A 16,150-nucleotide genomic window follows, 5' to 3' on the forward strand; every position below is an offset into this window, starting at 1 on the left:
CACGATATGGGAGCTGCGATGCTCCCTCTTAATTCTGCGTTGCTCGCGACGATTTTTCGAACCCCTTTTAATTTGTTTAATTAATAATAATTAATGTTTATAAAAACTGCTGTCCAGGTAGTGCGCACGCACGTGCTTGACCACTACCGACATGATTGCAGAACATGGCAGCGCCAGCAGTATGCCGACAAAGCCGAACAGTTGGCCAAAGGCCATCAATGCAAAAATCACTACCAGCGGATGCAGGCCGATGCGTTCGCCCACCAGGCGCGGGGTCAGGATAAAACTCTCCAGTACCTGGCCGATGCCATAAACGATGGCAACCGCGATCAGCCCATGCCAGCCTTGGAATTGCAGCATCGCGGCAATCAGCGCCAGCACCAGGCCGAGGCCGAAGCCGACATATGGGATAAATACCAGCAAACCGGTAATAATGCCAACAGGCAACGCCACATCAAAGCCCGCAATCGCCAGCCCGGTCGAATAATAAATCGCCAGAACCAACATTACCAGTAATTGGCCCCGTAAATACTGCGCCAGCAGGCTATCGACCTCTTGCGTCATGTTGCCGGTCTTGCCCAGCCAGCGGCGCGGCACCAACGTGCCCACGCGAGCAACGATCTGATGCCAGTCCTGCAACAGGTAAAACAGCACCACCGGCACCAGCAGGATCGTCGCCAGCCAGCCCAACACCGCCGTGCCGCCCACCTTGACCGAAGCCAGCACCGAGGTCCAGATTTCATCGCTGCTGGCGGACAGCTGCTTGGTCAGCATTTCCTTGATGCCAGTGCCGTCGAGCCGCATGTTGATGCCGAAATCCTGCAGATGCGGACCGATGAAGCCGTCCAGCTTGCTGAGGAAATTCGGAATCTGATCTTGCAACAAAGGAAACTCTTTGCGCAATACCGGAATTACGATCAGGATCACCGCCAGGATTGCAAACACCAGCAGCATGATCACGATCAGCACCGCCAGCGCCCGCGGAAACGGGAACTTGCCGATGCGCCTGCGCGACAGCCAGTCGACGCCCGGATTGAGCGCGTAGGCGAGGATCGCAGAGGCGATGAAAGGAGTCAGGATCGGCCCCAATGCCACCATCAGGGCTATCAGCAACAGGCCAAGTCCAAGCCACAAAGCTGTTTGTTTTTGTTCGTCGGTAAAAGAAAATGGCATGGAATCGAGAGTTTGATGGATCGGTTTGATAAAATACCGCTTTTACCGCGCAATAATCCAGCCGACACCAGGCGAATGACAAGCTGGGGACAGGCAAAATCTCGTGGAAAAGTCGTATTTTCCGCTTGTTTTGCCCTCGCAAGCCTGTCGCTGGCCGATTATTTCACCCCAAATACAGCAATGTATAGGGAATGCGTGGCCGAATTCCTCTATTTTACCGCCTCTGCCGCCAATCACATCATGACTTCCACTTCAAACGTTTCCAACGTGCCCCTCTCTTATCGCGATGCCGGTGTTGATATCGACGCTGGCGACGCCCTGGTCGAGGCAATCAAGCCCTTCGCCAAACGCACCATGCGTGAAGGCGTGATGGGCGGCATCGGCGGTTTCGGCGCCTTGTTCGAAATCAGCAAGAAATTCAAGGAACCGGTACTGGTCTCCGGCACCGACGGTGTCGGCACCAAGCTCAAGCTGGCCTTCCACCTGAAGCGCCACGACACGGTCGGCATCGACCTGGTCGCCATGAGCGTCAACGACATCCTGGTGCAAGGCGCCGAGCCGCTGTTCTTCCTCGATTACTTCGCCTGCGGCAAACTCGATGTGCCAAGCGCCACCGATGTCATCAAGGGCATCGCCAAGGGTTGCGAACTGGCCGGCTGCGCACTGATCGGCGGCGAAACCGCTGAAATGCCAAGCATGTATCCGGATGGCGAATACGACCTGGCCGGCTTCGCGGTCGGCGCGGTTGAAAAATCCAAACTGATCGACGGCACCAAGATCGTACCGGGCGACGTTGTCCTCGGCCTGGCATCGTCAGGTGCGCACTCCAACGGCTACTCGCTGGTGCGCAAGATCATCGACGTCGCCCAACCGGATCTCGACGCCGACTTCCACGGCCGCAAACTGGCCGACGTGCTGATGGAACCTACCCGCATCTACGTCAAGCCGTTGCTGGCGCTGATGGAGTCGATGGAAGTCAAGGGCATGGTGCACATCACCGGCGGCGGCCTGGTGGAAAACATCCCACGCGTGCTGCAAGACAACCTGACTGCGGTATTGCATGCCGACAGCTGGACCATGCCGCCACTGTTCAAATGGTTGCAGCAACACGGCCAAGTCGCCGATGCGGAAATGCATCGCGTATTCAACTGCGGCATTGGCATGACTGTCATCGTCTCCAAGGAAAACGCCGACGCCGCCATCGCCCAATTGCAGGCAGCCGGCGAAACCGTCAACCGCATCGGCGAAATCCGCGCCCGCGCTGAAGGCGAAGCGCAAACCATCGTCATCTAATCATCGTCATCCAATTATTGCCCGGCAACGTGGGTACAAGTGCCGACGTTGCCGAGGCAAGCAATACAGATGAACCGCACATAAAAAAAACGACCAAGCTACTGGTCGTTTTTTTTATTCAATGATCGCTTCGATGCACAACTACCGCATCCGCCGGCTTTAATCTTCGTAACGCTTCAAGCTCGTCGCCATGCCCTTTTCCAGATCGGCCATGCAACTCACGGTCACGCCCAGATCGCTCAGCAGGCCGTCGCGCAACCCATAGACCCAGCTATGGATGGTCAGTGGCTGGCCGCGTTCCCAGGCATCCCGGACAATCGTCGTACGACAGATATTGGCGACCTGCTCCATCGAGTTGAGTTCGCACAGGCGATCGTGGCGAACATTTTCCGGCAACGCTTCGCCCAGGTAGCGTTCGTGCTTCTGATGCACGTCTTCGACATGCCGCAACCAGTTGTCAGCCAGGCCAACGCGGCGCTTGGTAAGCGCCGCATGCACGCCGGAGCAACCATAATGGCCAACCACGAAAACGTGCTTCACCTTGAGCACGTCGACGGCGAATTGCAGCACCGACAGGCAGTTCAGGTCGCTGTGCGCAACCACGTTGGCGACGTTGCGGTGAACGAACAACTCACCCGGCAGCAAGCCCAGCAATTCATTTGCCGGCACCCTGCTGTCGGAACACCCAATCCAGAAATACTCGGGCGTCTGTTGCGCTGCCAGGGTTTTGAAAAAGTCCGGGTCGCGGGCGGTAATTGCCGCCGCCCACTCACGGTTTCTCTGGAAAAGATCTTCTCTGGTCAGGGATTGCTTGTTTTTTGCTGTCATTGTTTTCTATTCAATAAAGTTCCATCCGCATACCATTTTGATAACGATATGCAAGACATCCTAGGCCTTATTTTATAGAAAACTGGCAAATCCCATCAGCTTTTATCGGTTTTTACTTCCTATAACCGATATTCGCTTCGGGCTTACCTATCCTGCCTGACCGAGCAACGCCTGCTTCAGCTTGCTGTCCGCCGGTTTCTCGCCGAGCCAGATTTTCAACAGGGCGTTATAGAAAGTCTGGTCGGGCAAATTCTCTGACACTGGCTTGCCGTTAAAGTGGATCTGCGTACCGACGTTGGGAATCCAGTCGGTGGTCAGCACATCGCCTTTTTTCAATTCCGGGATCGAGGCAAACAGCTCACCGAATTTCAGCAGCTGGTTGATGATCTTCGACTTATCGGCTTTATCCACATTGTTCTGGATACCGGCCATGAAAGCACGGCTGAAATCTTCGCTGCTGACATCACGCAGCATGACCAGCTCGATCCGCCGTGCGCCCGGCGCTGCCAAGACGTCCGGCACAGTGGTTTTCTTGTCGGTCAGGTAAAGCGCCGCCGTATACACCTTGAAAATCACCTTGTAGCGAATGCCGGCGCCGTTCAGCTTCAAATCCTGATTGCCGACCTTTGCCGTTTCGTCGACCTTGACGCCCGCCACATCCAGCGCAGACGCATGCTGCGCCACGATCAGCGCAGACAATATGCAGGCGCAAGCCCCTGCACGCTTCAAACGAGCAACTATCTTCATGTCTCCTCCTATGGTTTGTATATGGAGTTTGTTTTGTGTTGATCGCCGATATAAAAGAACGATCGTTTTATTATTACCACCTACAGAATAGAGAGACGCGCAGGATTATGCAATAGAGAAATTGTTAATGGCGCCGACCACTTTGGATAACATTTCCACAGAGAAATTCCTGACGAAAAAAAACCGCCAACCTGAATGGCTGGCGGTTTCCATGAAAGCGTCCACGCTCGAAATTATTCGAAGAACTCTTTTACCTTGTCCTTCCAGGACTTGGTTTGCGGGCTGTGCTTGGCGCCGCCTTCGCTGGTGAGCTGCTCGAACTCCTGCAGCAATTCCTTCTGGCGCTCGCTCAGCTTGACCGGAGTTTCCACCACGACGTGGCAGAACAGGTCGCCGGCGTAGCCTGAGCGTACGCCCTTGATGCCCTTGCTGCGCAGACGGAAGGTCTTGCCGGACTGGGTGCCGTCAGGGATCGTGAACGAAGCCTTGCCGTTCAGTGTCGGCACTTCGATTTCACCGCCCAAAGCTGCTTTGGCAAACGAGATCGGCATTTCGCAATGCAGGTCGTCGCCTTCGCGCTGGAACACCGCGTGCGGCTTGATGTGGATTTCCACATACAGGTCGCCGGTCGGGCCGCCATTCATGCCTGGCTCGCCGTTGCCGGAAGAACGAATCCGCATGCCGTCGTCGATACCGGCCGGAATCTTCACTTCCAGTGTCTTGTTGCGCTTGATGCGGCCTGCACCCGCGCAAGACGGACATGGCTCCGGAATGATCTTGCCGCTGCCATGGCACTTGGGGCAAGTCTGCTGGATACTGAAGAAACCTTGCTGCATGCGTACCTGGCCGTGACCGCCGCAGGTTGGGCAAGTGACTGGTTCGGTGCCCGGCTTGGCGCCTGAGCCATGACACGGCTCGCACTCGTCCCAGCTTGGCACACGGATTGTCGTATCGAAGCCGTGCGCCGCCTGCTCCAGCGTGATTTCCAGGTTGTAGCGCAGATCGGCGCCGCGATACACCTGCGGTCCGCCACCGCGGCCGCCGCGACCACCGCCGCCGCCACCGAAAATGTCGCCGAAGATATCGCCAAAGGCATCGGCAAATCCGCCCGCGCCGCCACCACCGCCACCACCCATGTTGGGATCGACGCCGGCATGGCCATAGCGGTCATAAGCATCCCGCTTTTGCGGGTCTGACAGCATTTCGTAGGCTTCTTTCGCCTCTTTGAACTTCTCTTCCGCACCTTTGCTATCCGGATTGCGGTCCGGATGATGCTTCATTGCGAGCTTGCGGTACGCCTTCTTGATTTCTTCATCAGAAGCGTTTTTCGCAACACCCAGTATTTCGTAAAAATCACGCTTCGCCATCTTTTTACACCCTCTTGTTTAAGCGAAAACGCCGAACAGGGCATCGCAAGCGATGGCATCTGTCCGGCGCGTCTTCGCGATGGTCACAATTCCGATTCAAAATCAGACTAGCAAGCCATCGCTGACGAAGAGATTACTTGTCCTTCACTTCCTTGAAGTCAGCATCAACCACGTCGTCTTCCTTTGGCTTGGCTTCTGCACCGGCACCTGCGGCACCAGCTTCAGCGCCGCCGGCAGCGGCTTGCTGCGCCTGCATGTCGGCATACATCTTTTCGCCGAGCTTCTGCGCTGCGGTGGTCAAGGCGGCTGTCTTGTTATCGATGGCTGCCTTGTCGCTGCCCTTCAATGCTTCTTCCAGTTCCTTGATTGCAGCTTCGATGCTGGCCTTTTCGCCGGCTTCCAGCTTGTCGCCGTATTCCGCCAGGGATTTCTTGGTCGAATGGACCAATGCATCGCCTTGGTTGTGGGCTTCGGCAACTTCCTTCAGGCGCTTGTCTTCCTCGGCATTCGCCTCAGCGTCGCGCACCATTTTCTGGATTTCTTCTTCGGTCAAGCCGGAGTTGGCCTTGATCGTGATCTTGTTTTCCTTGCCGGTTGCCTTGTCCTTGGCGCCGACGTGCAGGATGCCGTTGGCGTCAATGTCGAAGGTCACTTCGATCTGCGGTGTGCCGCGTGCTGCTGGCGGGATACCTTCCAGATTGAATTCGCCCAGGCCCTTGTTGCCTGCAGCCATTTCGCGCTCACCTTGGAAAACCTTGATGGTCACGGCCGGCTGGTTGTCGTCGGCAGTCGAGAACACCTGGCTGAACTTGGTCGGGATCGTGGTGTTCTTCTGGATCATCTTGGTCATCACGCCGCCCATGGTTTCGATACCCAGCGACAGCGGAGTCACGTCCAGCAACAGCAAGTCCTTACGGTCGCCCGACAAGACCGAACCCTGGATCGCTGCGCCAACGGCAACAGCTTCATCCGGATTCACGTCCTTGCGTGGATCCTTGCCAAAGAACTCTTTGACCTTCTCTTGCACCTTAGGCATACGGGTCATGCCGCCGACCAGGATGATGTCGTCGATATCGGAAACCTTGACGCCGGCGTCCTTGATGGCGATGCGGCAAGGTTCGATGGTCTTGGCGATCAGTTCTTCAACCAGCGATTCCAGCTTGGCGCGGGTGATCTTCAGGTTCAAGTGGACCGGTGCGCCGTTAGCCATCGCGATGTACGGCTCGTTGATTTCAGTCTGTTGCGACGACGACAGTTCGATCTTGGCGCGCTCGGCCGATGCCTTGATGCGTTGCAAAGCAATCGCGTCCTTGCCCAGGTCGATACCGTTGATCTTCTTGAACTCGTCCAGGATGTAATCGATGATGCGTTGGTCGAAGTCTTCACCGCCGAGGAATGTATCGCCGTTGGTGGACAGCACTTCAAATTGCTTTTCGCCATCGACATCGGCGATTTCAATGATCGAGACGTCGAATGTACCGCCGCCCAAGTCGTACACGGCAATCTTGCGATCGCCCTTCTCAGCCTTGTCCAGGCCGAATGCCAGCGCTGCTGCAGTCGGTTCGTTGATGATGCGCTTGACGTCCAGACCAGCGATACGGCCAGCATCCTTGGTTGCTTGGCGCTGTGCATCGTTGAAGTATGCCGGCACCGTGATCACGGCTTCGGTGACTTCTTCGCCGAGGTAGTCTTCGGCAGTCTTCTTCATCTTGCGCAGCACTTCTGCGGAGATTTGTGGTGGCGCCAGTTTTTGATCGCGCACGCCGACCCATGCATCGCCGTTGTCGGCTTTGAGGATCTGGTAAGGCATCAGGGCGATGTCTTTCTGCACTTCTTTTTCGTCGAACTTGCGGCCGATCAGACGCTTGGTTGCGTACAGCGTGTTTTTCGGATTGGTGACTGCCTGGCGCTTGGCCGGCGCGCCGACCAGGATTTCGCCGTCTTCTTGATAAGCGATGACGGACGGCGTAGTACGTGCGCCTTCCGAGTTTTCGATCACTTTAGGTTGACCGCCCTCGATAACCGAAACGCAAGAGTTGGTGGTACCCAAGTCAATGCCGATAATTTTACCCATGGTGTATGTCCTTTACTGAAATCTGATTAATGTTTTGATGTTCTGAATATAAGGAGAAAAACAGCGCTTTCAAGCGCTCGCCAAGCGATTTTTTGTTATTTTCCTTGCGCAACGACGACCAGTGCCGGACGCAACAAGCGGTCGGCAATGGTGTAACCCTTCTGCAGCACTGTTACTACGGTATTGGCTTCCTGTTCGGCCGGAACCGTCGAGATTGCCTGGTGTTTCATCGGATCGAGTTTCTCGCCGACCTGCGGCGAAATTTCCAGCAAACGGTTTCTTTCGAAGGCCGAAGAAAGCTGCTTGAGCGTCATTTCGACGCCTTCCTTCAGCGATTCAACCGATGGCGTTTCAATTTTCAACGCCATTTCAAGGTTGTCCTTCACCGGCACCAACGCTTCGGCAAAGCCTTCAATCGCAAATTTGTGTGCACGAGCAATATCTTCCTGGGCCCGGCGGCGGATATTTTCCGCTTCAGCCTTGGCGCGCAGGAAAGCATCCTGCATTTCCGCGATCTTGGCCTGCGCCTCGGACAACTGGACTTCCAGCGCCGATTCGGCGACTACCGTTGCATCTTCAGCAACAGCATTCTTTTCGGTTTGCGCTTGTCCGCTCTGATTTTCCATGTTTTCCATTCAAAAACCTCCAACAATCAATAACTTAGTGGTGTATGCAAAGCCAAATGAGGCTATGTCCCTACTTTTTCAAGGGTTAAAAACACCGGCCACCCGGATTCCGGCAAAAGCAGCGTCAAAGCTACTGTCCACGCCATTTTCCAGCAACAAATTGAAACAAAATTTACCACCTGCGGGTTTGCTGCAACGCGCCATAGGAACTATCCTAAAGACGTGGATTGGTACACGCAAAAGTGCTCAACAAATCAAGCCGATGAAAGGGGAAGATCGTGAAACTGCCGTTGATTTCCGCATTTCTGGTTGTCTATATCGTGCTGGCAGCCAGCTGGATCAGTTATTCGCAACTGGTCGCGCTGTATTAATTTTTTATGTTGATGTCTTGCCAGACTTCCTGCCCTTGCCAAACCGATAACACCCCGATCTGAACGCCCAACTGCAAGCTGGGCGCTCATTATAGTTGTGCCCCGCCTGTGTGGCGCACTCCATCTCAAAATTTCTGCTGCAAACCCGCTACAACCCTCGCTGCAGCCCTTACTGGGCAGCGCCCAGGCGTTCGGCGCGCTGCTTCGAGGCGTCGGCCTGTTGTTTCAGTTCAGTGCGTTCGGCGTCGGTCAGATGCGTCGGCCAACCGATCATGTGCTCCTCGACCAGGCTGGCCATGGCCGAAATCCAGGGCTGGGACTGATTCAGGCAGGGGATGAAATGAAATTCCTTGCCGCCGGCGCCGAGGAAGTCCTGCTTGGCCTCCATGGCGATCTCTTCCAGGGTTTCCAGGCAATCGCTGGTGAATCCAGGGCACATCACATCGACCCGCTTGACGCCCTGCTTCGCCATTTTTTTCAAGGTCGGTGCGGTATAGGGTTGCAGCCATTCGGCTTTACCGAAGCGCGACTGGAAGGTCACCTGATACTGCTCCGGCCCCAACCCCAGTTGCTGCGCCAGCAACCTTGCCGTCTTATGGCATTCGCAATGATACGGATCGCCCAGCGTCAAGGTGCGCTTCGGCACCCCGTGGAAGCTCATGACCAGCTGGTCCGGCATGCCATGCATCGCCCAATGCGCCTGCACCGACTCTTTCAGGGCCTGGATGTATTCCTCGTGATCGTGGTAATGCTTGATCAGCCGCAATTCCGGCACGTTGCGCACCTGCGCGTAATGGGCAAATACCGCGTCGTAGATCGAGGCTGTGGTGGTCGCGGAATATTGCGGATAGGCCGGCAGGATAAGGATGCGCTCGCAGCCATCGACTTTCAGCTGATCGAGGACCTCAGTGATCGACGGGCTGCCGTAGCGCATCGCATACGCCACCTTGACCTGATGGCCGCGCTGTCCGAGATAGCCGCGCAGCAAGGTGGCCTGCTTGTCGGTATGGACCTTGAGCGGCGAACCTTCGTTGGTCCAGATCGAAGCATATTTATGCGCCGACTTGCTGGAGCGGAACGGCAGGATCACGCCATGCAGGATCGCCCACCAGATCGCCCGCGGGATTTCCACCACGCGCGGATCGGACAGGAACTGCTTCAGGTAACGGCGCACCGCTTTGGTGGTTGGCGCATCGGGTGTGCCGAGGTTAACCAGCACAACTGCGGTCTTGGCAAGCGTGCCGTGGGTGAATTGCGGTTCTTTACGAAATGCCATGTGGGATTTCCGGGAAGTTGGACGCGATGGATATCGCGATAATATTAAATGCCGACGCAAGGTGGGCGCCTGTGCCCACGCGTCACGTTAGGAATTTCTCTGGCTGCTCTCTGGTTGCACCACGCCACTTATCGTTGCAACGCGTGGGCAAAAAACTTGCCCACCCTCCGGCTTACAGTGCAAGCAGCTCGCGCGCATGCTTGCGCGTCGTCGCAGTAATTTCCAAGCCGCCAAGCATGCGGGCGATTTCTTCGATCCGGTTCTTGGCGTCGAGGCCGTCGATCGCCGACACCGTTTTGTTGCCCTGGCTTTGCTTGCTGACCTGGAAGTGCTGGTTGGCCTGGCTGGCTACCTGCGGCAAGTGCGTCACGCACAACACCTGGCGATCCTGGCCAAGCCGTTTCAGCAGCCGTCCGACCACCTCGGCGACGCCGCCGCCGATGCCGCTGTCGACCTCATCGAAAATCAGGGTAGGCGTTGCGGTAGAACTCGATGTGATCACTGAAATCGCCAGCGCAATCCGCGCCAGCTCACCGCCGGACGCCACTTTAGCCAGCGCCCGCGGCGCCACGCCAGCGTGGCCGGCAACCAGGAATTCGACTTGCTCGACGCCATAACTAGCCGGCTCGCACGGATTCAGGGCAACCGCAAAACGGCCGCCGCTCATGCTCAAATCCTGCATCGCCGCGGTCACTGCCGTACCCAGCGCGTTGGCCGCCTTGGCGCGCGCTTTCGACAACTTTTGCGCCAGCGCCAGATAGGCCGATTTCAATTTTTCTTCCTGCGCGCGCATGGCGTCGAGATCGCTGGCATCGGCCAGTTGCCGCAATTGCACCGACAGCGTCTCCAGCTCCTGCGGCAGTTCGTCCGGCGCCAGGCGGAATTTGCGGCCGGCTGAATGAATCGCCTCCATCCGATCTTCCACTTGATGCAGGCGCGCCGGATCGAGTTCAACCCGGCTCAGGTAATCGTTCAGCGCGTAAACCGCTTCCTGCAACTGGATCCGCGCCGGCTCCAGCGCTTCCAGCACTGGCTTGAGGCTGCTGTCGACATCGACCAGCTTGCCGATTTTCTGATTCAGCGCCGACAACTGCGACAGCATCGGCGGCGTGTCGTTGGCGTCGTTTTCGGAAATCACGTTCAGCGCTTCCTGCGCGCCCTCGATCAGGCTGGCGGCATGCGACAGGCGGCTGTGCTCGTTGGTGATCTCATCCCATTCACCAGGCTTGACCGCCAGCTTTTCCAGTTCGCCGACTTGCCATTCGAGCCGCTCGCGTTCCAGCAATACGTTCTTGGCGTTGGTTTCGAATTCCTCGCGTTGGCGCGCCAGCGAACGCCAGCTCTTGAAGGCGGCGGCCACCGCCAGCAAGTCATCCTGCAAGCCGGCTTGGCCATCCAGCAGCAATCGTTGCGCATCGCTCTTCAACAACGACTGGTGCGCATGCTGGCCGTGGATATCGACCAGCATTTCACCCAATTCGCGCAACTGCCCGGCAGTCGCCGCCACGCCGTTGATGAACGCCTTGGAACGGCCGGCATTGTCGATCACGCGGCGCATCAGGATCACGCCTTCGTCGCTGCTGAATTCATTGTGCTGCAACCAGGCGTCGACGTCATCGGCAGCGCCGTTGCCGAGCACGAATTCGGCGATCACATCAGCCTTGGCCGCGCCTTCGCGCACCACGCTGGCGTCGCCGCGGCCGCCCAGCGCCAGTGCCAGCGCATCGATCAGGATCGATTTGCCGGCGCCGGTTTCGCCGGTGAAAACGGTAAAGCCGGCGGCGAACTCAAGCTCGATGGCATCGACAATGACAAAATCGCGGATGGAAAGTGTACGCAGCATGGGAGTCTGGAAATGGCTTAAAAGTGGGTGCGAGGATTCAGAATAAAACACGACGCCGACCGCAGGCGACGTCGTCATCAAAATGCATCATTGGCTTAACAACGGCGTATTTGCCATTGTGTCGCTCATCAATAGTTTACTTCAGCTTGCCCTCTGCCGACGGATACTCGTTCCAATGCAACTTTTGTCGCAAGGTGTCGTAATAGCTCCAGCCGGCCGGATGCAGGAAGGTGATCGTATGTTCCGAGCGCCGCACCAGTATGCGGTCGCCGTGCTGCAGGCTGGCCAGCGACTGCATGTCAAAATTGACACTGATATCGCGGCCGTTGACGATTTCAATCACGATCTCGCTGCTGTCGGGAATCACGATCGGCCGGTTCGACAACGCATGCGGCGCAATCGGCACCAGCACCATGCCGCCCAGCGATGGATGCAACAACGGACCGCCAGCCGACAGCGCGTACGCAGTGGAGCCGGTCGGGGTTGCCACGATCAGGCCGTCGGAGCGCTGGTTGTACATGAAGCGGCCATCCACCTCGACCATCAGCTCCACCATGCCGGAAGCGGCGCCGCGCGACACCACCACATCGTTGAACGCCAGCGCGCTGAAAATCTGCTGGTCCTCGCGCATCACCACACCCTGCAACAGGCTGCGGCGTTCCGATTCGACCATGCCATCGAGCATATCGGCCAGCACCGGCAACATCCGCTCCAGCGAAATATCTGTGATGAATCCGAGCCGGCCCTGGTTGATGCCGATCAACGGTACATCGTAGGGCGCCAACTGCCGGGCGATACCGAGCATGGTGCCGTCGCCGCCGACGATAATCGCGGCATCGGCCTGCTCGCCGATCTGCGCCGGCGTCATCGCCGGGATACCGGCCATGTCGACGTTCTGCGCAGTCTCCGCTTCAAGCACGACGATATGGCCGCGATTTTGCAAAAAATCGATGATTTCGGTCAACGATTCGGAGATGCCGACGGCAAAATACTTGCCGACGATCGCAATGGTTTTTGGCGAAGGGTCGGACAAATCCTGCTGAGAAGGTAATTTTATAGGCCACATGCTGGCGATTAGACCATAATTTAGGCTTGCCATGAAGGATACGCACATGCCCCACACGAATAATTCACCGACTCTGCCCGGCAAGCCGCCTGCCATCAAGGCGGTCCTGTTCGACCTCGACGATACGCTCTGGCCGATCGGCCCGGTGATCGCGCGCGCCGAGCAATTATTGTTTGAATGGCTAGTCGAGAATGCCCCCGCCGTCACGCAGCAGTCCAGCATCGACAGCCTGCGCCAGCGCCGCATGGATCTGGCGGCGACCAATCCGGCGTTACGGATCGACTTGTGGAAATTGCGCCATGCCGTCTTGACCGAGGTGTTTGCCGGCGTCGGCGAAGATGTGCGCAAAGTGGATGCTGCGATGGAGGTGTTTTCCGAAGCGCGCCATGCGGTAACGCCGTTCGCCGATGTGCAACCGGCGCTGGCCCGGCTGCAAAGCCGCGTGCTGTTGGGTACAGTGTCGAACGGCTTCGCCGATCTCGGCAAGATCGGCCTGGCGCAGCATTTCCAGACCTCGATCGCCGCCCACCGCTTCGGCCGCGCCAAACCCGATCCGGCGATTTTCCACGCGGCCTGCACGGCCTTGAACGTTGCGCCGGAAGAAACCGTGTATGCCGGCGACGACCCGCTACTGGACGTGGCCGGCGCCCAGCAAGCCGGGTTGCAGGCGGTCTGGATCAATCGTTTCGACCGGGTGCTGCCGGATGGCATCACGGCCCAGGCCAGTTTTACCAGCCTGCACGAGCTGGAGGCGTGGCTGGAACAAACAAACGCCCGATAACAAAAACAGTGTATAAGTGCATCCATAAGCCGCTGGCAAGCTAACTTCTGGCGTTCTATCGCTGCCGAAGCACCACACTGCCCGCTGGTACACTAAAATACTGATATGCAACTAGATAACCGCGCCCAAACCCTGCTCAAAGCCCTGGTCGAACGATATATCGCCGACGGCCAGCCGGTGGGCTCGCGCGCCTTGTCCAAGATTTCAGGCCTCGAGCTATCGCCGGCGACCATCCGCAACATCATGGCCGATCTCGAAGAGATGGGCTTTGTCGCCAGTCCCCACACCTCCGCCGGACGGGTGCCGACGCCGCGCGGCTACCGCATGTTTGTCGACACCCTGCTGACGGTCGAGCCAATCGACGAGACCGCGCTGGAATCGAAAATGCAGGCGCGCCTGCAGCCGAATTCGCAGCAAAAAATCATTACCAACGCGGCGCAGGTGCTGTCTTCGCTGTCGCACTTTGCCGGCGTGGTGCTGACGCCACGGCGCGAATCGATTTTCCAGCAGATTGAATTCCTGCGGCTGTCGGAAAAACGCATCCTGCTGGTGATCGTCAGCCCCAACGGCGATGTCCAGAACCGCTTGCTTCTGACCGATGTCGATTACAGCCCGGCGAAACTGGTGCAGGCGGCCAATTACATCAACCAGCATTACGGCGGCCTCAGCATCGACGACGTTCGCCTGCGCCTGCAAAGCGAATTGCGCAAGCTGCGCGACGACATGACCTGGCTGATGCAGGCTGCGGTCGAAGCCGGCAGCGACGCCATGACCGACAACAGCGACGAAGTGGTGATTTCCGGCGAGCGCAACCTGCTCAGCGTGACCGATCTGTCGTCCAACATGGATTCCCTGCGCAAGCTGTTCGACATGTTTGAACAAAAGACCAGCCTGATGCAATTGCTCGACATCTCCGGCAAGGCGACCGGCGTGCAGATTTTCATCGGCGGCGAATCGCAGCTGGTGCCGATGGATGAAATGAGCGTGGTCACGGCGCCGTATGAAGTCAACGGCAAGATCGTCGGCACGCTGGGCGTGATCGGGCCTACCCGCATGGCTTACGAACGGGTGATCCCGATCGTCAATATCACCGCGAAATTATTGTCGAACGCACTGAGCCACAGCTAAGCAGCGTCAACCGCACCGGCACATGTCCCGCAACGACGCGCTCATCGACTACATCCATGAATTGCTCGCACCTCTGGGCGCGATCAGCGCCCGCAGGATGTTCGGCGGCTACGGTATCTACCATGACGGCGTGATGATCGGCATCGTGTTCGACGGCGATCTGTTTCTCAAGACCGACGACGCAACCAGGCCGCAGTTTGCCGCTGCCGGTTGCAGGCCGTTTGTCTATGAAAGCAGAGGGAAGCAGATCGAGATGAGTTACTGGTCAGCGCCTGAAGAGGCGCTGGATTCGCCGCCGGCGATGCTGCCGTGGGCGCGCTTGGCCTACGCGGCGGCGCTGCGCAAGGCGAATGCCAAGCCAGCAGCCAAGCCGCGCAAACGCTGAGGAACAGTCAGATCAAGGGCTAAGCCTTGCACTATTGACCTTTTTTCTTGCGGCAATCGCGGCAATGGCCATACAGGGCCAGCGCATGGTCGGCAATTTCGAAACCGTGTTCCTTGGCGACGATTTTCTGGCGCTTTTCAATTTCCTCGTCATAAAACTCTTCGACCAGGCCGCAGTCCAGGCAAACCAGATGGTCGTGATGCGAGCCTTCGTTGAGCTCGAACACAGCCTTGCCGGTTTCAAAGTGGTTGCGCTGCAACAGTCCGGCTTGTTCAAATTGGGTCAATACGCGATAGACAGTTGCCAAACCGACATCGAGATTATCGCTCAGCAAAATTTTATACACGTCTTCAGCGCTCAGGTGACGCACCTCGCTATTCTGGAAAATTTCCAGGATTTTAAGTCGTGGTAACGTGGCTTTGAGGCCGCTGGCTTTCAGTTCGGATGGATTGTTCGGCATGTTTTGGTCACAAATGGATGATCTGCTTTATCATATAGCGTTTTAGCACAGTTGCTCAATCAATTGAGATCCTTATGCGAATGTTGCTCTCCCCTGTCCGTACCTCCGCTTTGACCGCTGCAGTTGTCTTGATGGCCGCTTTGGCCGGCTGCGCCTCGAAAAACCCCTTGATCGACGGCTCTCCCGCCGCAGCGCCAGTCAATACCGACGCTGCCTTGGCACCGGCACCTGTTGTCAGCACAGACGACGGCAGTGGCGTCCAGACCGTCAAGCATCGTCGCTTCCTTGGCATTTTTTCCCCATATCGCATCGATATCCAGCAAGGAAACTTTGTCTCGAAAGAAATGCTGGCGCAAGTTAAAGAAGGCATGACCCGCGAGCAAGTGCGTTTTGCGCTGGGCACGCCGCTGCTGACGGATATTTTCCATGCGGATCGCTGGGATTATGTTTTCCGCCTGCAAAAAGGTAATGGCGAAGTCACTTCCAGCAAAGTGACCGCTTTCTTCAACGGCAATCTGCTGAGCCGGATCGAAGGCGGTAACCTGCCGACCGAAACCGACTACCTGGCACGGATTTCCGGCGGCGCCGCGGAAGCCAAGAAGAGCGTGAAGAATGTCGAAATTGCACCGTCAGTGCCGGCAGCACCCGCTCCTTCGAAAAACTGATTGTTTTTTATGTGCGGGACAGGATTCGGGCAACGCCGCCATGCGGCGCGCCTGGCCGTCCCCAATC

General features: G+C 57.2%; 16 protein-coding genes. 6 read left to right on the forward strand and 10 right to left on the reverse strand.

The annotated features are described in order from the left end of the window. Positions 1 to 90: 90 nt before the first annotated feature. Positions 91 to 1,173, reverse strand: a complete 1,083-nt coding sequence (locus ACIPF8_RS15675) for an AI-2E family transporter (RefSeq protein WP_400422637.1) — start codon at positions 1,171 to 1,173, stop codon at positions 91 to 93. A gap of 240 nt (positions 1,174 to 1,413) precedes the next feature. Between ACIPF8_RS15675 and purM the strand changes: the two genes are divergently transcribed. Further along, on the forward strand, positions 1,414 to 2,466 hold the full coding sequence (gene purM, locus ACIPF8_RS15680; RefSeq protein ID WP_400422640.1) for a phosphoribosylformylglycinamidine cyclo-ligase: 1,053 nt from the start codon (positions 1,414 to 1,416) through the stop codon (positions 2,464 to 2,466). A 159-nt stretch (positions 2,467 to 2,625) separates the two neighbouring features. On the opposite strand, the gene can is transcribed toward purM, so the two are convergent. From can to grpE, 5 genes are all read right to left on the reverse strand, one after another. Continuing rightward, a complete protein-coding gene (gene can, locus ACIPF8_RS15685; protein ID WP_400422643.1) occupies positions 2,626 to 3,294 on the reverse strand; it encodes a carbonate dehydratase in 669 nt (222 codons plus the stop codon). 147 nt (positions 3,295 to 3,441) lie between these two features. After that, entirely contained in the window at positions 3,442 to 4,041 is a 600-nt protein-coding gene (locus tag ACIPF8_RS15690; protein WP_400422646.1) for a chalcone isomerase family protein, read from the reverse strand. Positions 4,042 to 4,274: 233 nt separating this feature from the next. Further along, positions 4,275 to 5,408 (reverse strand): molecular chaperone DnaJ, encoded by a 1,134-nt coding sequence (dnaJ, locus tag ACIPF8_RS15695; protein WP_400422649.1) that lies wholly within the window; start codon positions 5,406 to 5,408, stop codon positions 4,275 to 4,277. A 133-nt stretch (positions 5,409 to 5,541) separates the two neighbouring features. Continuing rightward, complete coding sequence (gene dnaK, locus ACIPF8_RS15700; protein ID WP_400422652.1) at positions 5,542 to 7,482, reverse strand: molecular chaperone DnaK; 1,941 nt, start codon at positions 7,480 to 7,482, stop codon at positions 5,542 to 5,544. 95 nt (positions 7,483 to 7,577) lie between these two features. Continuing rightward, positions 7,578 to 8,117, reverse strand: coding sequence for a nucleotide exchange factor GrpE (grpE, locus tag ACIPF8_RS15705; RefSeq protein WP_400422655.1), 540 nt, complete (start codon positions 8,115 to 8,117; stop codon positions 7,578 to 7,580). On the opposite strand from grpE, the gene ACIPF8_RS15710 reads away from it, so the two are divergent. Next, positions 8,107 to 8,529, forward strand: a complete 423-nt coding sequence (locus ACIPF8_RS15710) for a hypothetical protein (protein ID WP_400422658.1) — start codon at positions 8,107 to 8,109, stop codon at positions 8,527 to 8,529. The two genes, grpE and ACIPF8_RS15710, sit on opposite strands and share 11 nt — an antisense overlap. Before the next feature lie 119 nt (positions 8,530 to 8,648). Here the strand turns inward: ACIPF8_RS15710 and hemH are convergent, their stop codons facing one another. The 3 genes from hemH to ACIPF8_RS15725 all read right to left on the reverse strand — a co-directional run bounded on the left by hemH (position 8,649) and on the right by ACIPF8_RS15725 (position 12,664). Next, positions 8,649 to 9,755, reverse strand: coding sequence for a ferrochelatase (gene hemH / locus ACIPF8_RS15715; protein WP_400422660.1), 1,107 nt, complete (start codon positions 9,753 to 9,755; stop codon positions 8,649 to 8,651). 172 nt (positions 9,756 to 9,927) lie between these two features. Continuing rightward, the gene (gene recN, locus ACIPF8_RS15720) at positions 9,928 to 11,598 is read right to left on the reverse strand and encodes a DNA repair protein RecN (protein WP_400422663.1); all 1,671 of its coding nucleotides are present in this window, start codon (positions 11,596 to 11,598) and stop codon (positions 9,928 to 9,930) included. Positions 11,599 to 11,734: 136 nt separating this feature from the next. Further along, complete coding sequence (locus ACIPF8_RS15725; RefSeq protein WP_400422665.1) at positions 11,735 to 12,664, reverse strand: NAD kinase; 930 nt, start codon at positions 12,662 to 12,664, stop codon at positions 11,735 to 11,737. A 46-nt stretch (positions 12,665 to 12,710) separates the two neighbouring features. Between ACIPF8_RS15725 and ACIPF8_RS15730 the strand changes: the two genes are divergently transcribed. The 3 genes from ACIPF8_RS15730 (at position 12,711) to ACIPF8_RS15740 (ending at position 14,958) form a co-directional block, all read left to right on the forward strand. Next, a complete protein-coding gene (locus tag ACIPF8_RS15730; RefSeq protein ID WP_400422668.1) occupies positions 12,711 to 13,445 on the forward strand; it encodes an HAD family hydrolase in 735 nt (244 codons plus the stop codon). A 105-nt stretch (positions 13,446 to 13,550) separates the two neighbouring features. After that, complete coding sequence (gene hrcA, locus ACIPF8_RS15735; protein ID WP_400422670.1) at positions 13,551 to 14,573, forward strand: heat-inducible transcriptional repressor HrcA; 1,023 nt, start codon at positions 13,551 to 13,553, stop codon at positions 14,571 to 14,573. A gap of 22 nt (positions 14,574 to 14,595) precedes the next feature. Then, positions 14,596 to 14,958 carry a TfoX/Sxy family protein gene (locus ACIPF8_RS15740; RefSeq protein WP_400422673.1) on the forward strand — a complete coding sequence of 121 codons (363 nt, stop codon included), beginning with the start codon at positions 14,596 to 14,598 and terminating at the stop codon, positions 14,956 to 14,958. Positions 14,959 to 14,989: 31 nt separating this feature from the next. Here ACIPF8_RS15740 and fur read toward each other — a convergent pair whose 3' ends face one another. After that, the gene (gene fur, locus ACIPF8_RS15745) at positions 14,990 to 15,418 is read right to left on the reverse strand and encodes a ferric iron uptake transcriptional regulator (RefSeq protein ID WP_400422676.1); all 429 of its coding nucleotides are present in this window, start codon (positions 15,416 to 15,418) and stop codon (positions 14,990 to 14,992) included. 74 nt (positions 15,419 to 15,492) lie between these two features. Here fur and ACIPF8_RS15750 point away from each other — a divergent pair, with 74 nt between their 5' ends. Then, the gene (locus ACIPF8_RS15750; RefSeq protein WP_061534559.1) at positions 15,493 to 16,083 is read left to right on the forward strand and encodes an outer membrane protein assembly factor BamE; all 591 of its coding nucleotides are present in this window, start codon (positions 15,493 to 15,495) and stop codon (positions 16,081 to 16,083) included. Positions 16,084 to 16,150: the final 67 nt, after the last annotated feature.

Source organism: Collimonas sp. NPDC087041, assembly GCF_044745265.1.
Taxonomy (GTDB): domain Bacteria; phylum Pseudomonadota; class Gammaproteobacteria; order Burkholderiales; family Burkholderiaceae_D; genus Collimonas.